Source organism: Rhizomicrobium sp. (assembly GCF_056722145.1).
The window spans coordinates 1-26,045 of record NZ_JBWZET010000279.1 but is presented as its reverse complement, the minus strand read 5'-3'; the positions used below and the strand labels follow the sequence as shown (position 1 = coordinate 26,045).

The following is a 26,045-nucleotide window of genomic DNA, read 5'->3' as shown; positions in this document are numbered from 1 at the left end:
TCATGGTCACGGTCCTGGCGCCGATGGCTGGTTGGGTGAGCCCGCTTGGCGAAGTGCCCGATCCGGTTTTTGCCGACGCGATTCTCGGTGACGGGCTTGCGGTCGATCCGACCGATGGGCGCGTCGTGGCGCCGATCGATGGCGTCATTGCGACGCTGGCCGGGCACGCTTTCACCATCCGCCATGCCGGCGGTGCCGAGATTGTCGTTCATGTCGGTCTCGAAACTGTCGCGCTGAAGGGAGAGGGGTTCAAGCGCCTGGCGCGCGAAGGCCAGAGCGTGAAGGCGGGCGATCCCGTTCTGGTCGCTGATCTCGATTTTCTTGCCGGGCGCGCGAAAAGCCTGATCTCGCCGGTCGTGGTGGCGAGTGGCGAGCGATTCCGGATCTCCCGTCGCACCGAAAATTGCGAGGTTGTCGCCGGAGCGTTCCTGATGGAACTCGTGCCGCTCTCGGTCGATTCACCGGTTGGCGGCGGGGCGACGGTGTCGATCAAGGCAATTGTCGCCGCCGAACACGGCTTGCATGCGCGCCCCTCGGCCTTGGTCGCGGGTGCCGCCAAGCGGGTTGCCGGCGCTGTAGCGCTCACCTGTCGCGGCCGCACCGCCGATGCGAAAAGCGCCACCGCCGTCATGGCGCTGGGTGTACGCCAAGGCGACGAAGTGATGGTCACCGCGCCGAGCCGGGCTGCCGCCGATGCCATTGTTGCCGTGCTGGTGGCGGCTGGGGCGAAAGAACATCGGGTGCTGGCACCGGTCATCCGCGCCTTGCCTGCCAACACGGCGACGACGATTCATGGCATTGGTGCGGCGCCGGGCCAGGCGATCGGTGTGGCGGTGCAATTGCGCAACCGCGAGATTGCGGTGCCGGAAGACGGGCGCGGCATTGCGGTGGAAACCAAAGCCTTGCGCGAAGCCATTGCCGCACTGCGCGCCCGGCTCGAAATCGCCGCCATGTCTGGTGATCGCACCCGCCGCCAAATTTTGTCGGCGCATAATGCGCTGCTGGAAGACCCCGGCCTGGTGGCGGCCGCGGAAGCCAAGATCGCCGAAGGCAAGAGCGCAGCGTGGGCGTGGCGCAGCAGCATTCGGGTGGCGGCTGACACGCTAAGGGCCATGGACGATGTCCGCATGCGCGAGCGCGCCGGCGATCTTCTCGATCTCGAGCGCCAGCTTGTCGCCAGCCTGATCGGCGTCATCGAGGAGCCCTCACGAGTTTTGCCGGCGAATGCCATCCTGATTGCCGAAGAAATCCTGCCGTCCGATCTGAAGCCCGGTATCGCCGGATTTGTCTCGGCGGGTGGCGGCCCTACCGCTCACGCGGCCATTCTTGCAGCCGGCATGAATATTCCGGCGCTGGTCGCGGCGGGACCGCAGGTTCTCGCCATTGCCGACGGCACCGAGATGCTGATCGATGCCGACCAAGGCGTGCTCGATCTCAAACCGGAGCCAACCACGGTCGTCGCCTGCCGCCAAGACGTTGCCGCCGCAGTGGCGCGCCAAAGTCGCGAGCGCGCCGAAGCCGCCGCCGCGTGTTACACCGCCGACGGCACCCGCGTAGAAATCTTCGCCAATCTCGGCAAGGGAAGCGCCGAAGCGGAAGAGGCCGTTCGCCTGGGTGCGGAAGGCTGTGGTGTGCTGCGCACCGAGTTCCTGTTCATGGATCGCGACACCCCGCCTGACGAAGACGAGCAACTCGCCGCCTACCAGGTTATCGCCGACGCGCTGTCGGGGCGCCCGTTCATTATCCGCACCTTCGACATCGGTGCCGACAAGCCCGTACCGTATTTGCAATTTCCGGCCGAGGACAATCCGCAGCTTGGGCTTCGCGGTGTACGCACGGCGCGCGTTTGGCCTGATCTTCTCACGACCCAGCTCAAGGCCGCGGCGCGCGTCAAGGGGCCGGTCAAGATCATGCTGCCGATGATCACGGCGGCCCATGAAGTTCGGGCCATCCGCGTGCTGCTGAGCGACATGGGATGCGCGCATCTCGGTCTCGGCGCGATGGTCGAAACGCCGGCGGCGGCGATGCTGGCCGATCAGCTCGCGAGCGAAGCCGATTTTCTCTCCATCGGCACCAACGATCTGACTCAATACGTACTCGCCATCGACCGCGGTCACCGCACCCTTGCGGCCGAGCTTGATGCCCTTCATCCGGCGGTGTTGCGCCTGATCGCCCGTACCGCCGATGCCGCGGTTGCGGCAAACAAGACGGCGGCTGTATGTGGCAGTCTCGCCGCCGATCTGCATGCCGCCCCGTTATTGATCGGGCTTGGCGTGTCGGAATTGTCGGTGCCGCCGCCCGTTGTTCCGCGCCTCAAGGCGGCGGTTCGCAAACTCAGTATTAGCGCTTGTCGCAATGCCGCCCAGGCCGCGCTCGCGCTCGATACGCCGGCTGCGGTGCGGGCGCTGGTCAAAGCCAATTTCGCGGCGGAGGAGTGCGCATGAAATCCGCTTTCGAAACCCTGCAGCCCTTGGGCCGGGCGCTGATGCTGCCGATTGCGGTGCTGCCGGTGGCCGGCTTGCTGCTGCGCCTCGGCCAGCCCGACATCTGGCAACATGTGCCCGCGGTATTGCCTTACCTGCCGTTCGTTGCCGCGGCCGGACAAGCCATTTTCGCCAATCTCGGCCTGCTGTTTGCCGCCGGTGTGGCGGTCGGGCTTGCCCAGGAGAACCACGGCGCCGCGGCGCTGGCGGGTGTCGTCTGTTTCGTGGTGGCGACCACGGCGGCGAAATCGCTGATGGTGGTCCCGCCAGAGGTCGTCCGTGGCTTCACCGGCGATGCGGCCGGCTGGGCGGAAGCCGCGTTCAAGGACAAGGCGATTTTCCGGTTGTCGGTACCGACCGGCATCGTCTCGGGCCTGATCGCGGGGTGGCTTTATAACCGCTATCACACCATCAAGCTGCCCGATTATCTCGCCTTCTTCGGTGGCCGCCGTTTCGTGCCGATCGCGGCCGGTTTTTCGGCGCTGGTGCTCGCCTTTGTCATCGGCAAGTCGTGGTTTGCGATCTCGACGTTCATGGATGTCACCAGCCGCGGCGTCGTGGGCCTCGGGGCGCTGGGTCTGTTTCTCTATGGCGCCCTCAATCGCCTGCTGATCGTCACCGGCCTGCACCACATCTTGAATTCGCTGGTATGGTTCAATCTCGGCAGCTTCCATGGCGTCACCGGTGATCTCAACCGCTTCATGGCCGGTGATCCCAGCGCCGGGGCTTTCATGACGGGCTTTTTTCCGGTGATGATGTTCGGCCTGCCGGCGGCCTGCCTTGCCATGTATCACGCCGCCCGTCCCGAGCGGAAAAAAGAGGTCGGCGGCATGCTGGCGTCGATGGCGCTGACGGCCTTCCTCACCGGCGTCACCGAGCCGATCGAATTCACCTTCATGTTCCTGGCGCCGCTGTTGTACGCGCTTCATGCCGTTCTCACCGGTATTGCGATGGTGGTGATGAGTTTGCTGGATGTGCATCTCGGGTTCGGCTTTTCGGCGGGCTTTTTCGACTACGTCATCAACCTGTCGAAGGCGCGACACCCCGGACTGCTGATTCCGGTGGGGCTGGCGTATTTCGCCATCTATTACGGCCTCTTCCGGCTCGCGATTCACTATTTTGATTTGAAGACGCTCGGTCGCGAGGATGCGGAGCCGGCCGCTGCCGTAAAGGTTGTCGATGCGTCGGGGCGTGGCGAGGCGTATCTCGCGGCATTGGGCGGTGCCGGCAATCTTGCCAGTGTCGATGCCTGCACCACGCGGTTGCGTTTGATCGTCAACGCCAATGCCGTCGTCGATGAGCCGAAATTAAAGGCTCTAGGCGCCAAGGGCTTCGTCCGGCCATCGGCCAATGCTTTGCAGGTGGTGGTGGGCCCCGCCGCTGATCAGATCGCGTCCGAAATCCGCGCCGCGATGAACCAGTCGAAGATATCACCGCCCAAGCCGGTCACGCGCGCCAAACCGATGCCGCTGGGCAGCACGGCGGCATTCGTCAAGGCGCTTGGCGGCGTTGCCAATATCGTGCGGATATCGCGGTGTTCGAGCCGACTGATGGTGGAACTCAAGGACCGCAACACCGCGGACGAGCAGGCCTTGCGCAGCGCTGGTGTTCGCAGCGTGGCACGCCTGGGCACCAGCCTGCATCTGATCCTTGGCCCCGACGCCGCCAAGATCGAATCCGGGCTCGCCGCCGTGTTGGGAGCGCGCTGACCGCCGGGCTGAATTTAGGGGATCAGCACCGCCGCGCCGGTCAACCGGCCGTCGCGCAGGTCCGACAACGCCTGATTGGCATCGGCCAAACGATAGGCGACCGTGGTGGTTTGGAGCTTGTGCTCGCCGCAGAAGGCGAGAAACTCCGCGCCGTCGGCGCGCGTCAGGTTGGCGACCGACTTGATCTGCCGCTCGCCCCACAAAATCTCATAGGGAAACGACGGGATGTCGCTCATGTGGATGCCGCCGCAGACGACGGTCCCGCCGGGCCGGATCGCGCGCAACGCCGCCGGCACGAGCTCTCCGGCGGGGGGCGAACAGGATGGCGGCATCGAGCGGCTCGGGGCCTGCAGCGTCGGAATCGCCAGCCCATTCGGCGCCCATCGCGCGGGCAAACGCCTTGGCGGCGTCGTCACCCGGTTTGACGAAGGCGAACACGCGCGTCCCCCGCGCCTTGGCAACCTGAATGACGAGGTGCGCCGCCGCGCCGAAACCGTAGAGCCCGAGCCGTGCCGCCGACCCCGCCATTTTCAGACAGCGCCAACCGATCAGTCCGGCGCACATCAGCGGCGCAGCTTCCTCGTCGCTGTAATTGTCCGGGATGGGAAAGACGAAGCGCGCATCAGCGACGGCTTCCTCGGCATAGCCGCCGTCGATTTGATAGCCGGTGAACCGTGCCTCGGGGCAGAGGTTTTCCTCGCCGCGGCGGCAGAATTCGCACGCCCCGCATGCCCAGCCGAGCCATGGCACGCCGACGCGGTCGCCGACCGAAAGGCCGCTGACTCCTTCGCCCAGCTCGGCAACCCGGCCGATGATCTCATGTCCAGGTACGATCGGCCGCTTGGGCTCTTTGAGATCGCCGTCGACGACATGCAAATCGGTACGGCAGACGGCGCACGCGCTGACCGTGAGGCGCACCTGGCCGGGGCCGGGGTGCAGCAGGCCGGTCTCGGTGAGGCGCAGCGGGGTTCCCGCCGCTTCCAGGATCATTGCGTGCATGGTGCAAGTCTAGCGCGCCATGTCGGGGCGACCAAGCCTAGCGCAATCCCTTGTCGTGAAGGAATTGGCAGAACTTCTTGTCGTCCGCCATGATGTGGCCGAGCAGCCAGAAGCGCAGGAACACGATGAGCTCGAGCGCCATTTCGATGCCGCCTTTGGCGGTCAGTGCGGCGCGATATTCGAGCACCTGGGCGCGCAGTTCCTGATGGGCAATGCGGTGGGCGGCTTCGTCCGGGTAGGCCCAGTCGTCGAAGTACATCTCCTCATGCTGGAAGTGCAGCATGGTATATTCGACGAGGCTGTCGAGGGCGCGTTCGGCGACGCTGCGGTCGACACCGCGTTCAAAGGAATCGTGCAGGTCGTTGATGATGGCGACCAGCTTTTTGTGCTCGTTGTCGAAGATGTCGAGACCGACGCTGTACTGGTCGGACCATTCAATGAGAGGCATGGCAGGGGTTCGTCCCGGAGGCTAACGCAGGCCCTTTTCAAACAGGAATGTGCCGTATTTGCGGTCATCGACCAGGATGTGCTCGGTCAGCCAGTCGCTCAGGAACTGGACCAGTTCTTCGGCCAGGACGGCGCTGTCCTTTTCCATGATCTGCTTGCGGTATTCGAAAACCTGCCGGCGCAACTCGGCGTGAATGGCGATGTGTTCGGCGGCTTCGGGATAGGCCCAATCGTCGAAATACATCTCCTCGTGGCGGAAATGCATGAGGGTATATTCGACGAGGCTGTCGGAAATCCGTTGCAGCGCCAGTTTGTCGACGCCCGCAGCGATCGCCGTCTGCAGTTGGTTGATGATGGCGATGAGCTTCTTGTGCTCTTCGTCGAAGATCGCGACGCCGACGCTGTAGCCCTTGTTCCACTCGATGACGCTCATGTCGTCGCCCCTGACCCGTCCCGGTGCAATCAAATCCTGGCGCCGGGCCGGTTTCAACTCAGTGAAGGCCGCAGATCCAGGCGCCGAACGCCTTATCCTCGCCGGGTGGGCGAGCCAGTCATTCTGTCATCAGAAGGGGTCTGAGCGCAGCGCGAACCACCCGGTTCCCAAGGCGCGGCAAGATGTCCGGCCGGAAGGACCGGCCATGGCGGCCGCAAATCCGCGATGCGCGCGCGAAGTGCTTGACTCCGAGGGGCCGTCCAGGGGACTGTAAGCGCTGTCAGAAGTTTCAGGGTAAGACATGACAAGGGCAGTAGCAGCGGCCCAAACAAAAATGGCCGCGCTGTCGCCTGTGGATTGGGCTAATCGGGTACGGACCGAGCTGGTGGGAAATATCCTGCCGTTCTGGCCGCGCCATGCTTTGGATCCATCGGGCGGCTTCTTTGGTGAGATTAGCGAAGACCTGACGGTGCGGGCCGATGCGCCGCGCGCCTCGGTCGTCAACACGCGCATTCTGTGGACGTATGCCATGGCGGCGCGGCTGATCGGCCCCGAATGGCGCCAGACGGCCGATTGGGCGTTCGAGTATGTCGCGACGCGATTCTGGGATGGCGAAGCAGGCGGTCTCTACTGGTGGCTCGACGGCTCCGGTGCGCCGCTGGCGACGCGCAAACAGACCTATTCCCAGGCGTTCGGCATTTATGCCTTGTCCGAATACTATCGGCTGACCGAAAACCCTGCCGCGCTTGATCTCGCCAAGAAGCTGTTCGATCTGATCGAACGCCACGCCTTCGATCCGGTCCATGGCGGCTATATCGAGGCGCGCGATCACGACTGGAAGCCGCTCGCCGACATGCGGCTGTCCGACAAGGACCTCAACAGTCCGAAGTCGATGAACACGCACCTGCATGTGCTCGAAGGCTACACCAACCTGTTGCGGGTGTGGCCCGACGCAGGCCTGCGCAAGCAGCAAAAGGCGCTGATCGAAACGATGCTCGAGCATATCGTCGACGCCGACGCCGGTCGCTTCAAACTGTTCTTCGACGAGGCATGGAATTCGCTGAGCGGCCACGTCTCCTACGGGCATGACATCGAGGGCAGCTGGCTCTTGGTCGAAGCCGCCGAGGTTGTCGGTGACGAAACGTTGATCGCGCGCACGCGTGCGGCAGCGATCGCCATGGCGCGCGCCGCCATGCAGCATGGTCTCGACGGCGACGGCAGCATGTTCCACGAAGCTGATGAGGCAGGGCGCCTCGTCGATGCCAAGAAGCATTGGTGGGTACAGGCCGAGGCCGTCGTCGGCTTCTATAACGCCTTCGAGCTTACCGGCGAGGAGGCATTCCGCACCGCCGCGTCCCGCATCTGGGATTACATCGAGACCCATGTCGTCGACCGCCAGCATGGCGAATGGCACGCCAAGCTGTCGCGGGAAGGGGTTGTTCTCAGCGAGCGCGAAGACGCCGACTCCGTGCTCGTCGGTCCATGGAAGTGCCCGTACCACAACGCCCGCGTCTGCTTTGAACTGCTGCACCGCCTGGGCAACGAGAAAGAAGCGCCATGAAATACGGCTTTTTCGACGACGACGCCCGGGAATATGTCATCACCCGTCCTGACACCCCGATGCCGTGGATCAACTATCTCGGCTGCGAGGCCTATTTCGGCATCCTGTCGGCGACCGCCGGCGGCTATTCCTATTACAAGGACGCCCGGCTCCGACGTATCACCCGCGGCCGCTACAACAACGTGCCGCTCGATTTTGGCGGTCGCTACATCTATTTGCGCGACAACGCCAGCGGCGCCTTCTTCTCGCCGTCGTGGATGCCGGTGCGCGGCAAGCTCGATGGTTACGAGTGCCGCCACGGCATGGGCTATTCGATCATCTCCGGCAAGAAGGATGGTCTCGCCGCTTCCACGCGCTATTTCGTGCCGGTGGGCGAGAACCTCGAAATCTGGGACGTCACCGTCACCAACGAACGCGCCGAAGCGGCCGACGTGTCGGTGTTCTCGGTCGCTGAATTCTGCCTCTGGGATGCCCAGGACGATGCCACCAATTTCCAGCGCAATTTCTCGACCGGGCAAGTGGAAGTGGTGGATGAAGTCATCTACCACAAGACCGAATACCGCGAGCGGCGCAACCACTTCGCCTATTTCGCCTGTTCGGAAAAGCTTGCCGGCTTTGACACCCAGCGCGAAAACTTCCTCGGCCCGTGGCGCGGCTGGGATGATCCCAAGGCGGTGGTTGACGGCAAGTCGGACGACTCGATTGCATTCGGCTGGCAGCCGATCGCGTCCAATCACATCAAGGTAAATCTCAAGCCTGGCGAAAGCCGGCGCATCGTGTTCGTGCTCGGCTATCATGAAAATCCCAAGGACGAGAAGTTCGATCCGCCGGGGAGCCAGACGATCAACAAGACGGGCGTGCTGCCGACGATCGCCAAGTTCCGCGATCCGGCTGCAGTGGACGCAGCCTTTGCGGTGCTCAAGGCATTCTGGGACGGTCTCCTCGCCAAGTGCCAGGTGGAAACGCCCGACATCCACACCGATCGCATGGTCAATGTGTGGAACGCCTATCAGTGCATGGCGACCTTCAACATGTCGCGCTCGGCCTCGACGTTCGAATCCGGCATCGGTCGCGGCCTCGGCTTCCGCGATTCCAACCAGGATTTGCTCGGCTTCGTGCACATGGTGCCGGAACGCGCCCGCGAGCGCATTCTCGATTTGGCGGCGACCCAGTTCGCCTCGGGCGGCGCCTATCACCAGTACCAGCCGATGACCAAGAAGGGGAACAACGACATCGGCGGCGGCTTCAACGACGATCCGCATTGGCTGATCGTCGGCGTCGGCCAGTACCTGAAGGAAACCGGCGATTTCTCGATCCTCGACGAGCAGGTCGCCTTCGACACCACGCCGGGCACCGAAGTGCCGCTCTACGAGCACATGCGCCGCTCGCTCCAGTACGCGCTCGACAATCTGGGGCCGCATGGTTTGCCGCTGATCGGCCAGGCCGACTGGAACGATTGCCTCAACCTCAACTGCTTCTCCGACGAACCGGGCCAGTCGTTCCAGTGCCTGAAAGGCGCCACCGACGGCAGGACGGCGGAATCGGTGTTCATCGGCGGCTTGATGGTGTTGTCGGCCAAGGAACTCGCGGCCATCGCCCGTGAAGCCGGCAAGAGTGCCGACGAAGAGTTCTATCTCCAGGTCGCGCGCGACATGGAAGAGGTGGTCAAGAAGCACGGCTGGGACGGCGAATGGTTCCTGCGCGCCTATGACGACTTCGGCAAGAAGATCGGCTCGGCCGAATGCGAGGAAGGCAAGATATTCATCGAGCCGCAGGGCTTCTGCGTCATCGCCGGCATCGGTCTCGACGACGGCCGCGCCAAGCAGGCGCTCGCGTCGGTCAATAAGCATCTCGCGACCAAGCATGGTATCGTGCTGCAGCAGCCGGCCTATTCGCGCTATTACCTCGAGCTTGGCGAAATCTCGTCCTATCCGCCGGGCTACAAGGAAAACGCCGGCATCTTCTGTCACAACAATCCGTGGGTGATCATCGCCGAAACCATCGTCGGCAACGGCGATCAGGCGCACGACTATTACACCCGCATCTGCCCGTCGGCGCGCGAAGAGATTTCCGACGTGCACAAGAACGAGCCCTATGTCTTCTCGCAGATGATCGCCGGACGCGATGCCCCGACCCATGGCGAAGCCAAGAACTCGTGGCTGACCGGGACTGCGGCGTGGACCTATTACGCGGCGACGCAGTGGATTCTCGGCATCCGCCCCGAATATCAGGGACTGCGCGTCGCTCCGGTGATTCCCAAGGCGTGGCCGGGCTTCAGCGCCAGCCGCAGCTATCGCGGCGTGACGTATGACATCTCGGTCAAGCGGGCCGGTACCGGCAATCGCGTGCAGCTCACGGTCGATGGCAAGGCGATCGACGGCTCGATCGTGCCGCCGCCAGCCGCCGGTGTGACGTCGGTCAAGGTCGAGGCAGTGCTGAGCTGACACCACCGTGTTCAACAGCAAAAGGGCCGGAGCGATCCGACCCTTTTTGTTGTGGTTGCAGACAATGTCGCCGTGCCGCTGTCAACGGGGTTGACGGTCGATACTGGCGTCACTTGCTAAGTGGTTGAGTCCCTGGCCCCGTTCGCGGTGGCACGTCGCTTGCTGCTTCTGCGTGCAAACCAAGAGGTTTGCACTGTGCGCTCTCTATTCCTCGCGGCCGTGGCCGCGGCTTCCCTGCTGGCCTCGCCGATGCGGGCCGACCCGATCTGGAATATCGGCGTGAGCTTCGTCTTTCCCGGCGATGATCCTGCCGATCCGCCGCTGACGAATTTGATCATGTACCGTCAAAACAATTTGGTCGGCGGCTATTCCTCCTACATCAACTACATCGGCGGCGCGCCGCTGACGGTCTCCGCGTCCGACCAGCCCTTCACCTACGATTGGCACACCACCGACAGCTCCATCGACACCTACGCCATCCTCGGCACCGTCGCTGACGAAAACGGGCAGCACCTCGTCCTCAGCCTGCCGCACGATCTGGCGCAGGCGGTGCAAGGCCGCCCCTTCAGTTCGCTGTTTCCCGGCGTGGATCAGCAGGCTCTGATCGCCGACATCCTGGCGTTGAACACCTGCACCGCCCTTGGCGATTGTCCCGACGCGCCGGAGAACGCCGTTCTCGACTTCATCCATAACAACCTGACGCAGATTCCCGATCCGTCCGGCAGTGGCACGGTCAACGGCCAATTTGCGGAAGTGGGGGCATTCGACCTGTTGTGTTACGACGACGGGGTGAGCCTTGCATTCGGTGGTTCCTTTGCCGAGCCCGATAGCGATCCTGCACTGGATCCCCCGCCCGCGCTGATGGCGGCGGCGCTGGCCGCTGTACCCGAGCCGATGTCGTCGGCACTCTTCATCGCCGGACTGACGGTGCTGTTCGCCGGCTTGCGGCGATCTCGCCGAGCCGTCTGAGACAAAAAAGGGCCGGATCGCTCCGGCCCTTTCTCACACCATCTGTGTAGCGCGGACTATTCCGCCGGCACCGCCTCCTTGGCCGCAGCCAGTTCGGCGTCGGGATAGGCATTGTTGAGGTGGCGGAACCAGGTGAGGTACAGCGTCAGGCTGGTCACCAGCACGATGCCGAGCGCGATTTCGGCCCGATCGTATTCGCGGATCACGAAATAGATCGGCATCGCCACCAGCGATGTCTGCCACACGATGCCGACCGCGATGTTGAACATGTCGCGCCAGAAGTCCGGGTTCGGCTGGAACGAGGGATCGGCTGCCTGGACCTTCTTCAGCACCGGGCCCCAGAAGCCCCACGGGCGGGTCTTCTTGTAGAAGGCCATCAGCACTTCGTCCTTCTCCGGCTTGGTCAACAGCGATCCGGCGAAGCAGCCGATCACCGAGATGCCGAGGATGAGCGGGAACACCGCCAGCGGCGCCGCCAGCGAGAAGTAGTCGCGGATCATCTGCGGCAAGGCGGGATTGTCGTGCAACGCCATGAACACGGCATCGATGTGCAGGAACGGCAGTGCCGGGATCAGGGCAGCGAGGATGCCCGTCACCATGCCCCAGAAATAGCCGTAGCCGTTGAAGCGCCACCAATACCATTTGATGACGTTGGCGGCCGCGTAGCCGCCCCACAACGCCGCCGTGATCCAGCCGACGACGCCGTTGATCGAGGTGATGAACCAGCCGATGCAGATGCCGATCACCACGATGGTCAGCGACGACAGGATCGACAGGCGCACGCAGGTCTTGTCCGAGGCGTTGGGATTGATGAAGCGGCGATAGATGTCGTTGACGATGTAGGGCGGGGCCGCGTTCACGGTCGCCGCGAAGTTCGACATGAAGGCGGCGAGCAGGCCGGCGACCGTGATGCCGAGCAGGCCCGTCGGCACGAAGCGGAACAGCGCGTCGGGCAGGACTTTTTCGAAATCCATGCCGACGCCCATCTTGTTGATGGTGGTCGAATAGAACACCAGCGCCAGGATGGTGAGGCCGGCGACCATGAAATAGCGCGGCACGTTGAGCACGACATTGACGACCGCGCTCATCTTGCAGGCGTCACGGGCATTGCGGGTCGAGAGCACGCGCTGCATGTCGTAGTTCGGCGCCGGACCCGCTGCCGAAACCAGGATGCCCTTCGACAGCAGCATCATGAACAGGAGCCCGAACAGCGATGAGCCGTCGGCGATGATCTTGGCGTTGGCCGCCGGTATCAGCCTGCTCCAATCGAGCCCCGTCTGCCAGCCAAAGAAGATGTTGTCCCATCCGGCCGGAATGGCGGCGCGGATCGCCTCGGGGGCGACCGTGGTCATGGCAATGACGCCGATGGCGACCGCAGCGATCGACAGCAGGGTGAATTGCAATACTTCGGTGATGACGACGCTGAACATGCCGCCCTTGACCACATAGGCCGCCGTCAGCCCCATCAGGATCAGGGCGTAAAGGTTGGCGTTGGTGTCGGCGTTGGCTGACAGTTGCCAGGGCAGGAATTCGGTGGCGAACTTGCCGATGCCCTTGAAGCCGTAGGTAAAGAACGACACCACGCCGACCAGGGCGAAGATCACCACGATGATATGCGACAGCTGGGCGCCGCGGTTCTCGCCGAAGCGGAATTTGATCCATTCGGCGCCGGTGGTGACGCCGGACCGCCTGAGCCAGCCCGACAGATAGACCATCAGGAAGATCTGGTTGAAGACCGGCCACATCCACGGGATCCAGATGCTCTTCAAGCCGTAGATGAACATCCAGTAGACCAGCAGCATGGTGCCGGCGACGTCGAACATGCCTGAGGCATTGGAGACGCCGAGGACCCACCAGGGCAGCACATTGCCGCCAAGGAAGTAGTTCTTGGTGCTCTTGGCGGCGCGGTGCGACACCCAGTAGCCCACGATCACGCTCAACGCGAGAAAGCCGAGTATGACGCCGATATCGAGTGGTTTCAGGTTCAAAGCGGTCCCCCTGTCAGACCTATGTTTATTGTTGCTATGACCATCCGGCATCATCCGGACAGTGTCAAGTAAGCGCTGTCACAAGCCCTCTCGGACGCTCAGCGGCGAATTGCGGTGTTGGTGGAATTAACCCTGTCCGGTGCGACAGCATGTCGTGAGGCCTCGGCGCCCACCTCGGTGAGCACCGCGAAATCGTTGAAGTGGCCCCTACGCCTGTCTGGAACCCGAGCGTCATAGCGCAATCGCGGTGGTTCAGGAATCAGGCATTTCGCCATCCAGCCGTACTTTGCGCTGCGGGATCGGTACCATCGGATCGGGATGGATCGGCTTGGACAGTCCGGCATTCTCGCGCGGATTACCATCGGGCGGAGGCGGCCGCCGGCGGAATGGTCAGCGGAATGGACGGTCTCCGCTTTGGGCGGCGACGGGCTCCATCAGGCCGTGCGCTTGCGCCGGAAAATCAGCAGCGCCACCAGTCCGGCAATGGCAAGAAGGCCGGCCGAACCGCCACCGGCAAACCACCAGCGATTCCGCGACACATACTGCTTGGCATCGCGGATCATGATGTTGCGTTGCATGGCTATGGCCCCCTTCAAATCCAGTGCCGGGCAGCTGACGGCGAACCGCACCCAGGCTCCGGGTTTGACATAGCGCTGGTGGCGCGTCTTTGCACGCGCTTCGTTTCGACAGGCAGTCGCGCCCCTGCTACGGCGTGCAGTCGAAGCCGCTGCCGTCGGCGCGCGGCGTGCAGCGGCCCCAGGCCGGGCGAGTGAGCGTGACCCGGTCGTGGCCATAGGTGCAGACAAGCGTGTTGCCTTCCACCCGCGGCGGCGGGGCCAGCGGCAGCGTCGCGAGAGTATCCTCGCCGGACCAGCCTTCCAGCGCGGCGCGGTCAAGCACCAGGCGGGCGGTGACGGTGCGCGGGCAGAAGAGGGACGCGCCAGGCTGGCCCGCCGCAACGCTCGGCTGCGGCATCGCAGCAGCCGGTACGGGTGCCGCCGGCAGGCCGGCGTGCCAGGCGTAATCGTGGGCCTTCCAGTGGCGATAGTCTTCGCGGTCCTTCCATGTCAGCCATTCGTCGCGATTGCGGAACATCAGATCGCCGTCGATGTAAGGCTTCGGGCTCCAGTTGCCGAGCAGCTCGGCCATGCAGCGCACCGGAACCGGCAAATGCTGCAGGACATAGGATCGGCAGGAGCGGCCCGGATCGTAAGCTTGTTCGCTCTGGGCCAGAGCGGGCGTGATGAAGGCGGCAGTGAGAAGCAATGCGGATGCAGGTTTGAACATGGGTGCCCCCGGAAAATCAGCACTGCGATGCTACGCCGGGCCCGACCGCAATGCGCCGTGGGCGGACGATGAATACGAATGCAGGCGTGGGAGCGTTACCGGCAGGCCGACGGTTGATCAGCCGAGCGCGCGCAGCAGCCCGGCGGCAAAGCTGGAAAGGGTGTCGTCGCGGGCGCCCATCACCACGATGCGGTCGCCCGTATGGGCCAGCGCCAGCAGTTTCGCGCCGCAGGCTTCGCGGGTCGGGTAGGCAAAGGCTTGCCGTCCGGCCGCCGCCACCCCGGCCACGATCGCGCCGCTCGACACGCTTCGGTCGACCGTGCCGCCGAAATAGACCGGCTCCGGCATGGTGAGGATGTCGTCGGGTCCGAGCTGGCTCGCGAACACGTCGATGAAGCCGTCCCTCATCAGCTTCAGCGGCCCGAAGCCATGCGGCTGGAAACAGATCAGGAGCCGGCCGGGAAAATCGTGCAGCGTCGTCAGCGTCGCGGTGATCTTGTCGGGATTGTGGGCGAAATCGTCGTAGACGGTGATGCCGTTGGCATTACCGACGAGTTCCAGCCGCCGCTTGACGCCGGCAAATCCCGCCAGGGCCTCGGCGGCTTGGCGTAAGGGTACGCCCGCTGCCCGCGCCGCTGCGATGGCGCCAAGTCCATTGGCGACGTTATGCTGGCCCGGCACCTTCAGTTTCAGCCGCACGACTTCGCCGCTTTCGCGCACCGAAAAGGCGATGCCGTCCTGGGCGGGCTGAAGATCGAAGCCGTACAGCGACGCATCGGCATCGACGAGGCTGTAGGTTATGGAGTTGGGCCCGCTCAGCGCGGCAGCTTCGGCGTTGTCGCGGTTGACGACGGCCGTGGCGGCACAGCCGAGGAAATCGCCAAACAGCAGGCGCAACTCGTCCATCGATTTGTGGTCGTGGGCGATGTTGTTGAGCACCGCGATTTTCGGGCGATAGAGCGCGATAGACCCGTCGCTCTCGTCGACCTCGCTGACGAAGGCATCGCCTTTGCCGACGACGGCGCTGGCGAACGGTGCCGCGCTGCCGGCAAAGTTCTTCATCACCGCCCCGTTCATGATGGTCGGATCGCGCCCTGTCGCCGCGAGAATCCAGCCGAGCATGCCGGTGGTGGTGGATTTGCCCGAGGTGCCCGCTACCGCAATCGGCAGTGTCGCACTGTTGAACAGCTTCGCCAGCAACTGGGCGCGGGTTTCGATGCGGGCACCGATGCGATGGGCGGCGGCAACGTCCGGCACCGTCGCTTCCACTGCCGTCGACACGATAACGGTCGTATCCGGATCACTGACGCCGGACCCATCCTGCGGAAAAAGTTCGGCGCCATGGGTCGCCAGATAGGCGAATTTTTCCGGACTGCGGCCCTGATCGCGGGCGCGGTCGGACCCGGCGATGGCGGCGCCGCGGCCGGCGACGATCATGGCGAGCGGGAGCATGCCACTGCCGCCGATCCCGCAAAAGAAATAGCGTCTATCCAGGGTCATGCCCCGAGCTTATAAGGGCCCGATCCCAAATGGGGAAGTCGCATGCGCATCAAATTGATCGGCGTCGTCGCACCGGCCGGCCGGCTCGATCCGGTCATCGCCGATCGCGTTCGCTTGCAGGCAGGCGACATGGATGACGGGCCGCATCTCTTGATTCATCCGCAGTGCCACCTCTGCGACGGCCATTTCGCCGGCGACGACGAGGCGCGCGAGCGGGCCTTTCTCGATATCGCCAACGATCCTCATTTCGATGCGGTGTGGTTCGCACGCGGCGGCTACGGATCGTGCCGCATTGCCGAGCGGGTCCTCGATCAGCTCAACGATTACGCCCGGGAAAAGGTCTATCTCGGCTACAGCGACGCCGGGTTCCTGCTTGCCGGTCTTTATAAGAAGGGCTGCCGCGTCGCCCATGGGCCGATGCCGGCCGATCTTGCCCGTCGTGGCGGCGACATGGCGGTACAGCGCGCCCTCGACTGGCTGAACACCGCCGATGCCATCACCTTGGAGCCGTCGCTCACGCCCGGGACCAAGGTTGCGGCATTCAACATGGTGGTGCTGAGCCATCTGCTCGGCACGCCGCTCGAGCCCGACCTGACCGATCATGTCCTGATGCTGGAGGAGGTGTCGGAGCATCTCTATGCCATCGACCGCACCATGTTCCACCTGACCTCGAATCCGGCGATCCGCAAGGTGGCGGGCATCCGGCTCGGGCGGGTCAGCGATATTCCGCCCAACGATCCCGAATTCGGCCAAAGCGAAGAAGAGATCGTGTCCGATTGGTGTAGGCGAAGCGGTATCGCATATCTCGGCCGCGCCGATATTGGGCACGACGCCGACAACAAGATCGTGCCGTTCGGCTAGGCGGTCTTCGCGCTGATATCGTCGTCGGCGCTGATATCGTCGTCGGCGCTGATCGGCAGCAGAGCGCGCAAGGCGGCGCCGTCGCCGATGCGGCCCTTGCTGGCGATGGTGGCAAGCCGCGTCAGCAGCATCGCGGGCTGGATCGGCTTGGCGATGTAGTCGTCCATGCCGGCCCTTAAGTATTCCTCACGCTGGCCCATCATGGCATTGGCGGTCATGGCGATGATCGGGGTGCGAGCCTTGCTGCCGCGAAGCCGACGGATGCGGGCGGTGGCTGCGACGCCGTCGAGCTCGGGCATCTGGATGTCCATCAGGACGACATCGTAATCGTTCTTCATCACCGCTTCGACCGCCTTGAGACCGGTTTCGGCAACATCGACGATGTGGCCCGTTTTTTCCAGCAGGGCGAGCACGAACTTCTGATTGATGCGATTGTCTTCGGCGAGAAGGATGCGCAGGGGGCGGGCCAACGCCTGTTCCGGTTCATCTTCGATCACGGGTGCCGGCGGATCGTTGCGGGCGGCGAGGACCGAAACCAGGCAATCGTGCAGGAACTGCTGGCGCAGCGGCTTCTCGATGACATAGTCGAACCGCACCGTCTCGCCCTTCAAGGCTTGGCGTCCAGCCGAGGTGACCAGCACCAGTTTGACGTCGCGGAACTGCTCGCTGGCGCGCAGATCGCGGGCGAGTTCGACACCGGTCTTGCCCGGCATCATGTGGTCGAGGAAGACGATGTCGTAGGGCTTGCCGCGATGCCAGGCGCGCTCCAGCTCGGCCATGGCCGCAAAGGCGTCTTCGCTCGCGGCGGTTTCCATGCCGAGCATGCGCAGCTGGCGGCCCATCAATTCGAGGTTGGTCGGAATATCGTCGACCATCAGGGTGCGCAGCGTGCGGGTCTGGGCGGGCAGGCCTTGGCCGTCGGGCGCGGCGATGCGCCGGCGCGGCAGGGTCAGTTCGAACCAGAACGTGGAGCCTTTGCCGGGCGTCGAGTCGAAATCGATGCGGCCGCCCATCAGTTCGACGAGCTGCTTGCAGATGGCGAGCCCCAGTCCGGTGCCGCCGTGGCGCCGCGTCGCCGAGGCATCGACCTGGGAGAATTTCTGGAACAGGCTGTGGCGCTGGGCTTCGTGGATGCCCATGCCGGTGTCGGTGACTTCGAAGCGCAAGGGAATGTCGGTCCCCGGCAGTGCCGAGGTCCGTCGCACCAGCACCGAAACCACGCCCTTGTCGGTGAACTTGATGGCGTTGCTCATCAGGTTGAGCAGCACCTGGCGGATGCGCATCGGATCGCCGAGATAGATGCCGCGCGCATGGGGTTCGACGAAAACGACGAGATCGAGCGCCTTTTCGCGCGCCTTGCCGGCCATCACCGCGACGGTGCGTTCGACGGCGCCGTTGAGATCGAATTCGGTCGAATCGATGTCGAGCTTGCCGGCTTCGAGCTTGGAGAGATCAAGGATGTCGTTGACGACGGTGAGCATCGCTTCGCCGGATTCATGGATGACCTCGGCGAAGCGGCGCTGTTCGGGATCGAGCTCGGTCGCCAGCAGCAGTTCGCTCATGCCGAGGACGCCGTTCATCGGGGTGCGGACCTCGTGGCTCATGTTGGCGAGGAATTCCGATTTGGCCTTGTTGCCGGCTTCGGCCTGCTCCTTGGCGGCAAGGATGACCACCCCCATCGTTTCGCGCTTGCGCAGTTCGACGATCAGGATGGTGCCGAGGGTCAGCATCAGCAGCGAGAGAACGGCAAGGCCGCTGCCTTCCCACACAGCGCCGCGTCGCCATTCTTCCAGCGCCACGGCCCGCGGCCTCGTGGCGAGGACGACGAGACCGTCGCGCTCCGCCGTGGCTGCCAGCATGTCGTCGGGAATGGTCGGAGTTTTGGCCGTGACGGGGCGGATTTCCAGGGCCGTACCGTGCGGTGATTTGATGTCGTGGCGGTAACGCGTGAGCAGCTTGGCGGCGTAGAAGACGTTGGCATTTTCAGGCTGTTCGTCGCTGGCGATGCCGAACGGAACGTTCATGTCGAAGGTGGCGAGCATGGCGGCAAAATCGGCGTAGGCGCGCGCCGTGCTCTCAAGATCGCCGCGTTCTTCGACGACGCGGTCCTGATATTCGGTGACCGTCAGCCAGGCATAACCGGTCCAGGCCGCGGCGAGCAGCATCAGGATGCCGAGGCCGACCCAAATGCTGGGACGGTTGGCGCGGGCAACAAGGTTGCGCAACATGACAGCCTTCGCTGTGCCCGCGTTTCCCCCGCAAGCACGGCGGGAACACTGGGCTGCGCCGGCCTAATTCAAAGTAAACCAAGTGATAAGGGAAAATACTTAGGGGTTGCGATGGCGGCATCTTCGCACTTGCGTCTGCGTTGCAAGGACATTCCGGCGCGGTCAAATAACGCGATTTGGCGTAAGATTGAGTCAATCGGGGGGCTTGCCATGACCATTTTGCGCGTTCTGTTCGCGGCCGGTTTTGCGGCCGCCCTGGGGGCTTCGTCGTCGGCAGCCTCGCTCGACCATATCCATCTTTTGCTCGAGCAGGTGCGCGCCCATCGCCGGCAGGTGCCGAGCGAATTCGAGTTGCGCGGCGCGGTGCCGGAGATGACGGCGATCAAGCACGAGCTGCGCGACTGGATCGAAAGCCGGCTGCCGGAGTTGAAATCAGCCGATCAGCTGCCGGCGTTTGTCGCTGCGCTGAACGCTGCGCTCACTGCCGCCGATCTCACCGGTTTCGACGCGCCGGCCAAACCGGATGATTTCTTCCAGGATTTCACCGGCTCGATTGAGGGCGTCACGATCGAGTTGCAGGACACGGGTGTCGTTATCGCCGACCCGAAAAAGCCCGACGTAACGGTCCCATTCGGCGTTCTGGCGGTGAGGAGCTCACTCGGCGTTCTGTGCGGCGACGACGAGTCGGCTTATGTCTACGAATGGAAAGGCGCCACCTTCCGCCGCATCCTTGCCGACGAGCGCCCCATTGTCGCTGGCGCCCCCTACGAGCCGCAGAACATCGACGCGGTGCAGATCGCCTGGCGCCCGGAAGAGACCGGCGTGCGTAACATCCTGGTGCTGGGCCATGAATCCTGGTGCGCCTCCAACTGGCACTCGACCTATCACCGCATCTGGCGGTCGCCTCGCGACGGCGATACGCGCCTTCTGGTCGATGAACGGGCGTTCTCCTATTTCCATGGCGGTGCGCCCATCCAAGGCAGCATCAACAATCACGAGGCGCTGGTGGAATACCGCGTCGGCAGTCTCGATCCCGGGGTGCACTCCTATGAGAGCATCCACCACTATACGCTCGATGCGGCCGGCGCCCGTCGCACGGAGCCGGTGGCGCTGGGACCGCGCGCCTTTGTCGAGGAATGGCTGAAGGCGGAGTGGAATGAGGCCGGTCCCTGGAGCAATCCGGCGCTGCAGGCGTGGCACACCAAGCTGCATGCCCCGTCAATGAACGGCGAGTTCGGCGACACGCTGTTGTGCTCGCCGTCCGATCTCTATCAAGTCGCGATCGACTTCGGCGTCGACGACGACAAGACCGCCAAGGACCGGCATTACGTCGGCCCGGTCTATCTGATGGTGCGCTGGCGCCCGCCCTATCGCTTCCAAATGGTGGCGGTCAGCGACAAGTCTTCGCCCGTCTGCGTCACGCCCGACGAGGAAGCCGACGAGGATCCCACCTTATTCCCGGTCCAGGATTGGGTGGGATGGAAGTAGCGGTCTTGACATACGTTCCGTTTTTGTTCTAAGATCCCCATCTCAGCTTTCATCCCTCAGGTGCGCCTTTTCGGGTGTCCGGAGACGGGAGAATTATGTCTGTTCACGACCCCAAATTGGCGCTGTTGCGCGCCGCCCTCGCCACCCCCCTCGGGGTGCGGGTCGGGCTGGGGGTGCCGCGGCTCGATGGCGCCCTGGCCGGCGGCCTGATGCGTGGAGGGCTGCACGAGGTGTTCGCGGCGCCCAGCCACGAAGCGGCGGCGACGGCGTTTGTGGCCGCTCTGGCGGTGCGGCTCGGCGGGCCGATTTTGTGGATTCGCCAGGATTATGCCGGGCTCGAATGCGGCGAGCTGGCCGCCACCGGGCTGGTGGAGTTGGGGCTCGACCCCTCGCGACTGTTGCTGGTGCGGGTGCCCGATGCCGCCGGCGCCCTTAAGGCGGCCTCGGATGCACTTTCTTGTGCCGCGCTGGGGGCGGCGGTGATCGAGCTGATGGGGGCGCCCAAGCTGCTCGATCTCGTTGCCTATCGCCGGCTGGCGCTGGCGGCGGCGGAGTCGGGCGTGACGGCGTTGCTGCTGCGGCTGGCGGCGAGCCCGTCCGGCATCGGCGGAGCCGAAACCCGCTGGCTGGTGCGCGCCGCGCCGTCCGATGACGGCCCGACTTGGGGTCAGTCGGTGTTGGATGTGGATTTGCAACGCAACCGGCATGGACCGGCAGGGCAATGGCTGATCGCGTGGAGGTGTGACGATGGTGTCTTCCGCCCGGCGGATCGTAGCGCTGTGGTTTCCGCGCCTTGCGACCGACCGTTTGCGCCGGCGATGGCTGAAGCGTCCGCTGCCTGACGTCGGGCTGCCGCTGATCATCGTTGCCAAGCAAGACAATGCCATGCGGCTGACCGCGGTGGATTGCCGGGCCGCCAGCCTCGGGCTGCAACCGGGCATGGCGCTCGCCAGTGCGCGGGCGATGGTGCCGGCGGTCAAAGTGATGGCGGCGAACGCGCCGGCCGACCGGCGCCTGCTCGAAAAGATTGCCGACTGGTGCGACGGCTTCACCCCGTTCGTGGCCCTTGATGTGCCCGATGGCCTGCTTCTCGACGTCAGCGGGGCGACGCATCTGTTCGACGGCGAAGAAAAGATGCTGGCCCGGCTCATCGCGGCGCTCAGGAAACAGGGCTTTGCGGTGACCGGCGCCCTGGCCGGCTCGGCCGCGGCCGCCCGCGCGCTCGCCCGCTATCGCGACGGGGTGGTGGTGCCGGTCGGAGGCGACAGCGACGCGGTGGCGCCGTTGCCGGTGGAGGCCCTCGCTCTCGATCCGGTCACGGCACACGCCTTCCGCCGCGCCGGTCTCAAAACGGTGGGGCAGGTGGCGCATCGCGGCCGCGCCGAACTGACCGCGCGCTTCGGCTCGGGCATGGTGTTCGCGCTTGATGCCGCACTGGGGTGTGCCGAGGTGCCGATCTCGCCGCGCCGGCCGCTGCCCGATTACCGTGCCGAGCGGCGCTTTGCCGAACCGGTTACCGCCGAAGCCACACTGCTCGCCACCGTCAAACTGTTGGCCGGACGGCTGGCGAAGAATCTGGAGGACCGTGGCGAGGGCGCGCGGGCGCTGCAGGCGGTGTTCTTCCGTGCCGACGGCAGCATCAGTTGCATCAGGGTGGAAACCGGCGCCCCGACGCGCGAACCCGCCATCATCGAGCGGCTGTTTCGCGAAAAGCTCGATGCCCTCGCCGATCCGCTCGATCCTGGCTTCGGTTTTGATCTCATCCGCTTGGAAGCCTTGCGCAGCGAGCCTTGCCGGAGCGAGGCCGTCACCCTCGACAGCGAGGCGGCCCGCGCCCACGACGTGCGTCTGTTGGCCGACCGGCTGGCGGCGCGCTTCGGCGCCCATCGCGTGCTGTCGTTCGAGGCCGTGGACACCCACATCCCGGAAGCGGCCTTCGCGACGGTGCCGGCGCAGTACGCGGCCAAAACTCCGCAACCCTGGGAGACGATCCGGGAGTCCGGCGAAGCGCCACGGCGGCCGCTGCGGTTGTTCTCGCCCGAGCCCATCAGTTTTCTCGGCGAAGCCTTCCGCTGGCGCCATGTCGTGCACAAGCTCCGCCAGGTGGAAGGACCTGAGCGCATCGCTATGGCGTGGTGGCAATCCGCGGCGCCCGATCGAGATTATTTTCGTGTCGAAGACGAAGACGGCCGCCGCTTCTGGCTGTATCGCGAGAACGGTCTCAACTGGTTTCTGCATGGGGTGTTCGCATGAGACCTTATGCCGAGATTGCAGCGACGACCAATTTCTCGTTTTTGCGCGGCGCTTCGCATCCGCACGAGATGGTGGCGACGGCGGCGGCGCTCGGCTACGCCGCCATCGGCATTGCCGACCGCAATTCGCTCGCCGGCGTGGTGCGCGCCTATGCGGCCTGGCTCGAGCTGGAAGGCGCCAAGCCGAAGCTGATGGTCGGGGCGCGTCTGGTCTTCGCAGACGGCACGCCCGACATTGTCGCGTATCCCTCCGACCGCGCCGCTTATGGGCGCCTCTGCCGATTGCTCAGTGCCGGCAAGCTGCGTGCTCCGAAGGGCGAATGCATGCTCGGGCTGGCGGATTTGCTGACGTGGCAGGAAGGGCTGCTCCTCACCGTGATGGCGCCGCGTCCCGGCCGCCGCAGCGAGGCCGTCCCGGTCAAAAAAGCCTGGAATACGGGCGAGGAAATGGTCCCCGAGCCGCCGCGGACCGACGCCGACAGTCTCTGCATTCTGTTGCAGACGCTGGTGGCCCATGGCCGGGTCTGGCTCGGCGTGACGATGCCGCTCTGCGGTGACGATCTTCGCCGTCTCAGCCACTGGCAGGGTGTGGCGAACGCCGCCGGGGTGCCGCTGATCGCCACCAATGACGTGCTCTATCATGAGCCCGCCCGCCGGCCGCTGCAGGATGTCCTCACCTGCATCCGCGAGCACGTCACCCTGCAAACGGCGGGGCGGCATCTGGAAGCCAATGGCGAGCGCTTCCTCAAGTCGCCGGCAGAGATGGCCGAACTGTTCACCGCCGCGCCCGAAGCCCTCGCCGAAACCGTGCGCCTCGCCGAGGCGATGCGGTTTTCGCTGGCCGAGATCGAATACAATTATCCCGACGAGCCGGTGCCGCCGGGCAAGACCGCCGAACAGCATCTCGCCGACATCACCTGGAGCGCCGCCGAGGAGCGCTATTACGGCAACATTCCCGGCAAGGTCCGCGATACCCTCGAGAAGGAACTGGCGCTGATCGGCAAGATGCGGATTGCAGCCTATTTCCTCACCGTGCACGACATCGTTTCGTTCGCGAAAGAGCGTGACATTCTTTGCCAGGGGCGCGGCTCGGCAGCCAATTCGGTGGTCTGTTTTGTGCTCGGCATCACCGCCGTCGATCCGATGCAGGTCGATCTGTTGTTCGAGCGGTTCGTCTCGGAGGAACGCAAGGAGCCGCCCGATATCGACGTCGATTTCGAGCACGAACGGCGCGAGGAGGTGATCCAGGACATCTACGCCCGCTATGGCCATCATCGCGCCGCGCTCGCCGCCACCGTGATCCGCTATCGCCCGAGGAGCGCCATCCGCGAAGTCGGAAAAGTGTTCGGGCTGACCGAAGACGTCACCACCGCGCTGGCCTCCGGCATCTGGGGCCATTGGGGCGGCCGGCTCAAGGACTCCGAAGTGCGCCAGGGTCTGCTCGATCCCGGCAATCTGTTGATCGGGCAGGCGGTGCGCATGGCCAATCTGTTGATCGGCTTTCCCCGTCACCTGTCGCAGCATGTCGGCGGCTTCGTCCTCACTCGCGACCGTCTCGACGAAATCGTTCCGGTCGGGCCTGCCACGATGGAGGAGCGCTGGTTCATCGAATGGGACAAGGACGACATCGACACCTTGATGATGATGAAGGTCGATTGCCTGGCGCTCGGCATGCTGACCTGCATCCGCAAGGCGTTTGATCTCCTCAAGGTGCATGAGAACAAGGCGCTGACGCTCGCCACCGTGCCGCGCGAGGACCCGGTCGTCTACGACATGTTGTGCGCCGGCGATGCCATCGGCGTTTTCCAGGTCGAAAGCCGGGCCCAGCTCAACATGCTGCCGCGGCTTGCCCCGCGCCGGTTCTACGATTTGGTGATCGAGGTCGCGATCGTGCGCCCCGGTCCGATCCAGGGCGACATGGTGCACCCTTATCTGCGGCGCCGTTCAGGCAAGGAAGCAGTGACCTTTCCGTCACCGGCGCCTGAGTATGGTCCACCCGACGAACTTCACCACGTGCTCGAGAAGACCATGGGTGTGCCGCTGTTCCAGGAACAAGCGATGAAGCTCGCCATCGTCGCTGCCAAGTTTACGTCTGAAGAAGCCAATGGCCTGCGTCGCGCCATGGCCACGTTCCGCAATCTCGGCACCATTGATAGCTTCAAAGCGAAATTCGTGGGCCGCATGGTGGAGCGCGGCTATGCACCGGATTATGCCGAACGCTGCTTCCGTCAGATCGAAGGTTTCGGTGCTTACGGTTTCCCCGAAAGTCACGCCGCCAGTTTTGCCCATCTCGTCTATGTATCGGCCTGGATCAAGAAGCATCATCCCGCCGCCTTCTGTTGTGCCCTGCTCAATTCCCAGCCGATGGGTTTCTATGCCCCGGCCGAGATCGTGCGCGATGCGCGCGAGCATGGGGTGGAGGTCCGCCCTGTCGACGTCAACTTCAGCGCCTGGGACAACACTCTTGAATCGGGACCGAATGGTCCTGCCGTCCGGCTCGGGTTCCGCCAAGTGGACGGGTTCCGCCAGGATTGGGCGGACACCCTTGGGGAGCGGCGGGGGAATGGCTATCGCGCTGTCGAGAGCTTGGTGAGCCGCACCGGGCTGCCGCGTCGGGCCTTGATCGTTCTGGCTGAGGCCGATTCCTTCCAATCCATTGCCACGGACCGGCGCGAGGTGTTGTGGACGGTCCGCCGGATCGCCGATCCAGTCGGGTTGCCGCTATTTGATGCCCAATTTGTAGACGTTCAGGAACCGGAAGAGACCGCGCCGCTGCCGGTCATGCCTTTGTCCGAACATGTTTTGGCCGATTACCAGATGATGCGCCTGTCACTGCGTGCTCACCTGATGGAGTTCCTGCGCGCGGTGTTCCGCACCGAAGGCGTGAAGAATTGCGCCGAAATTGGGCAGAGCCGGGATGGCGAGGCCGCTGCCGTAGCGGGAATCGTGCTGGTTCGTCAGATGCCAGGCGACGCCGGCGTGGTTTTCATTACGCTGAGCGACGAAACCGGTATCGCCAATGTCGTGGTGTGGCCGCGGCTGGTTGACGTTTTCCGGCGCGAAATCATGGGCGCGCGACTGTTGCTTGTGCATGGCAAGGTTCAGCGTAGTCCTGAGGGCGTGATCCATCTTGTCGCAGAGCGCATCATCGACCGCTCTGCAGAATTGCAGCGTCTCTCTGAGGATGAGGCTGAAGCACCCCCGTTCCGTTCCCAAGCGGCAGCGCACCTGCACCGCCATCCGCGGAATGTGCGTATTGTGCCGAAATCGCGCGACTTCCATTAATGCGCGCCACTAAAATGTCGCTTTTGATATTCCGCAAAATAGGGGCCCATTGTCGCGATTTTGCGAATCCGCGTAATTCCCTATGTATCCTTTCGCGCACTACCGCTAAGC

The 26,045-nt window shown here is 64.2% G+C and carries 17 protein-coding genes and 1 pseudogene; 10 read left to right on the top strand and 8 right to left on the bottom strand.

Annotated features, from left to right (window positions below; genetic code table 11):
* Positions 1 to 2 precede the first annotated feature (2 nt).
* Together ptsP and nagE are read left to right on the top strand one after the other, a co-directional pair.
* Positions 3 to 2,444: a phosphoenolpyruvate--protein phosphotransferase gene (gene ptsP, locus AC1P6P_RS14670; RefSeq protein WP_481403185.1), complete on the top strand. Its 2,442-nt coding sequence runs from the start codon at positions 3 to 5 to the stop codon at positions 2,442 to 2,444.
* Positions 2,441 to 4,192, top strand: coding sequence for an N-acetylglucosamine-specific PTS transporter subunit IIBC (gene nagE, locus AC1P6P_RS14665; RefSeq protein ID WP_481403184.1), 1,752 nt, complete (start codon positions 2,441 to 2,443; stop codon positions 4,190 to 4,192). Before ptsP ends, nagE begins: the two co-directional genes overlap by 4 nt.
* A 14-nt stretch (positions 4,193 to 4,206) precedes the next feature.
* Here nagE and AC1P6P_RS14660 read toward each other — a convergent pair.
* The 3 genes and pseudogenes from AC1P6P_RS14660 to AC1P6P_RS14650 form a co-directional block, all read right to left on the bottom strand.
* Positions 4,207 to 5,191, bottom strand: a pseudogene (locus tag AC1P6P_RS14660) (zinc-dependent alcohol dehydrogenase family protein).
* A 37-nt stretch (positions 5,192 to 5,228) separates the two neighbouring features.
* Complete coding sequence (locus AC1P6P_RS14655) at positions 5,229 to 5,639, bottom strand: bacteriohemerythrin (protein ID WP_481403183.1); 411 nt, start codon at positions 5,637 to 5,639, stop codon at positions 5,229 to 5,231.
* Between the two features lie 21 nt (positions 5,640 to 5,660).
* On the bottom strand, positions 5,661 to 6,071 hold the full coding sequence (locus tag AC1P6P_RS14650) for a bacteriohemerythrin (protein ID WP_481403182.1): 411 nt from the start codon (positions 6,069 to 6,071) through the stop codon (positions 5,661 to 5,663).
* A gap of 385 nt (positions 6,072 to 6,456) precedes the next feature.
* Between AC1P6P_RS14650 and AC1P6P_RS14645 the strand changes: the two genes are divergently transcribed.
* The 3 genes from AC1P6P_RS14645 to AC1P6P_RS14635 all read left to right on the top strand — a co-directional run bounded on the left by AC1P6P_RS14645 (position 6,457) and on the right by AC1P6P_RS14635 (position 11,045).
* Entirely contained in the window at positions 6,457 to 7,632 is a 1,176-nt protein-coding gene (locus tag AC1P6P_RS14645) for an AGE family epimerase/isomerase (protein ID WP_481403181.1), read from the top strand.
* Positions 7,629 to 10,076, top strand: a complete 2,448-nt coding sequence (locus tag AC1P6P_RS14640) for a glycoside hydrolase family 94 protein (protein ID WP_481403180.1) — start codon at positions 7,629 to 7,631, stop codon at positions 10,074 to 10,076. Before AC1P6P_RS14645 ends, AC1P6P_RS14640 begins: the two co-directional genes overlap by 4 nt.
* A 159-nt stretch (positions 10,077 to 10,235) precedes the next feature.
* On the top strand, positions 10,236 to 11,045 hold the full coding sequence (locus AC1P6P_RS14635) for a PEP-CTERM sorting domain-containing protein (protein ID WP_481403179.1): 810 nt from the start codon (positions 10,236 to 10,238) through the stop codon (positions 11,043 to 11,045).
* Positions 11,046 to 11,101: 56 nt separating this feature from the next.
* Here the strand turns inward: AC1P6P_RS14635 and AC1P6P_RS14630 are convergent, their stop codons facing one another.
* From AC1P6P_RS14630 to AC1P6P_RS14615, 4 genes are all read right to left on the bottom strand, one after another.
* The gene (locus AC1P6P_RS14630; protein WP_481403178.1) at positions 11,102 to 13,033 is read right to left on the bottom strand and encodes a sodium:solute symporter family protein; all 1,932 of its coding nucleotides are present in this window, start codon (positions 13,031 to 13,033) and stop codon (positions 11,102 to 11,104) included.
* Positions 13,034 to 13,467: 434 nt separating this feature from the next.
* Complete coding sequence (locus AC1P6P_RS14625) at positions 13,468 to 13,611, bottom strand: GGIII-like transmembrane region-containing protein (RefSeq protein WP_481403177.1); 144 nt, start codon at positions 13,609 to 13,611, stop codon at positions 13,468 to 13,470.
* 127 nt (positions 13,612 to 13,738) lie between these two features.
* Positions 13,739 to 14,320: a hypothetical protein gene (locus AC1P6P_RS14620; protein ID WP_481403176.1), complete on the bottom strand. Its 582-nt coding sequence runs from the start codon at positions 14,318 to 14,320 to the stop codon at positions 13,739 to 13,741.
* A 117-nt stretch (positions 14,321 to 14,437) separates the two neighbouring features.
* Positions 14,438 to 15,820, bottom strand: coding sequence for a Mur ligase family protein (locus AC1P6P_RS14615; protein WP_481403175.1), 1,383 nt, complete (start codon positions 15,818 to 15,820; stop codon positions 14,438 to 14,440).
* Between the two features lie 42 nt (positions 15,821 to 15,862).
* On the opposite strand from AC1P6P_RS14615, the gene AC1P6P_RS14610 reads away from it, so the two are divergent.
* Positions 15,863 to 16,681, top strand: coding sequence for an LD-carboxypeptidase (locus tag AC1P6P_RS14610; RefSeq protein WP_481403174.1), 819 nt, complete (start codon positions 15,863 to 15,865; stop codon positions 16,679 to 16,681).
* Here the strand turns inward: AC1P6P_RS14610 and AC1P6P_RS14605 are convergent.
* Complete coding sequence (locus AC1P6P_RS14605) at positions 16,678 to 18,909, bottom strand: response regulator (protein WP_481403173.1); 2,232 nt, start codon at positions 18,907 to 18,909, stop codon at positions 16,678 to 16,680. The two genes, AC1P6P_RS14610 and AC1P6P_RS14605, sit on opposite strands and share 4 nt — an antisense overlap.
* A gap of 210 nt (positions 18,910 to 19,119) precedes the next feature.
* Between AC1P6P_RS14605 and AC1P6P_RS14600 the strand changes: the two genes are divergently transcribed.
* The 4 genes from AC1P6P_RS14600 (at position 19,120) to AC1P6P_RS14585 (ending at position 25,934) form a co-directional block, all read left to right on the top strand.
* Positions 19,120 to 20,397, top strand: a complete 1,278-nt coding sequence (locus AC1P6P_RS14600; RefSeq protein ID WP_481403172.1) for a hypothetical protein — start codon at positions 19,120 to 19,122, stop codon at positions 20,395 to 20,397.
* 95 nt (positions 20,398 to 20,492) lie between these two features.
* Positions 20,493 to 21,239 (top strand): ImuA family protein, encoded by a 747-nt coding sequence (locus tag AC1P6P_RS14595; RefSeq protein WP_481403171.1) that lies wholly within the window; start codon positions 20,493 to 20,495, stop codon positions 21,237 to 21,239.
* Entirely contained in the window at positions 21,145 to 22,650 is a 1,506-nt protein-coding gene (locus tag AC1P6P_RS14590; protein WP_481403170.1) for a Y-family DNA polymerase, read from the top strand. The genes AC1P6P_RS14595 and AC1P6P_RS14590 overlap by 95 nt, the downstream gene beginning before the upstream one ends.
* Complete coding sequence (locus AC1P6P_RS14585) at positions 22,647 to 25,934, top strand: error-prone DNA polymerase (RefSeq protein WP_481403169.1); 3,288 nt, start codon at positions 22,647 to 22,649, stop codon at positions 25,932 to 25,934. The genes AC1P6P_RS14590 and AC1P6P_RS14585 overlap by 4 nt, the downstream gene beginning before the upstream one ends.
* Positions 25,935 to 26,045: the final 111 nt, after the last annotated feature.

Bases quoted from the DNA above. Each gene is read 5' to 3' on its own strand.
- ptsP (WP_481403185.1), top strand. From the start codon at position 3: ATGGTCACGGTCCTGGCGCCGATGGCTGGTTGGGTGAGCCCGCTTGGC.
- nagE (WP_481403184.1), top strand. From the start codon at position 2,441: ATGAAATCCGCTTTCGAAACCCTGCAGCCCTTGGGCCGGGCGCTGATG.
- AC1P6P_RS14655 (WP_481403183.1), bottom strand. From the start codon at position 5,639: ATGCCTCTCATTGAATGGTCCGACCAGTACAGCGTCGGTCTCGACATC.
- AC1P6P_RS14650 (WP_481403182.1), bottom strand. From the start codon at position 6,071: ATGAGCGTCATCGAGTGGAACAAGGGCTACAGCGTCGGCGTCGCGATC.
- AC1P6P_RS14640 (WP_481403180.1), top strand. From the start codon at position 7,629: ATGAAATACGGCTTTTTCGACGACGACGCCCGGGAATATGTCATCACC.
- AC1P6P_RS14625 (WP_481403177.1), bottom strand. From the start codon at position 13,611: ATGCAACGCAACATCATGATCCGCGATGCCAAGCAGTATGTGTCGCGG.
- AC1P6P_RS14620 (WP_481403176.1), bottom strand. From the start codon at position 14,320: ATGTTCAAACCTGCATCCGCATTGCTTCTCACTGCCGCCTTCATCACG.
- AC1P6P_RS14615 (WP_481403175.1), bottom strand. From the start codon at position 15,820: ATGACCCTGGATAGACGCTATTTCTTTTGCGGGATCGGCGGCAGTGGC.
- AC1P6P_RS14610 (WP_481403174.1), top strand. From the start codon at position 15,863: ATGCGCATCAAATTGATCGGCGTCGTCGCACCGGCCGGCCGGCTCGAT.
- AC1P6P_RS14605 (WP_481403173.1), bottom strand. From the start codon at position 18,909: ATGTTGCGCAACCTTGTTGCCCGCGCCAACCGTCCCAGCATTTGGGTC.
- AC1P6P_RS14600 (WP_481403172.1), top strand. From the start codon at position 19,120: ATGACCATTTTGCGCGTTCTGTTCGCGGCCGGTTTTGCGGCCGCCCTG.
- AC1P6P_RS14595 (WP_481403171.1), top strand. From the start codon at position 20,493: ATGTCTGTTCACGACCCCAAATTGGCGCTGTTGCGCGCCGCCCTCGCC.
- AC1P6P_RS14590 (WP_481403170.1), top strand. From the start codon at position 21,145: ATGGTGTCTTCCGCCCGGCGGATCGTAGCGCTGTGGTTTCCGCGCCTT.
- AC1P6P_RS14585 (WP_481403169.1), top strand. From the start codon at position 22,647: ATGAGACCTTATGCCGAGATTGCAGCGACGACCAATTTCTCGTTTTTG.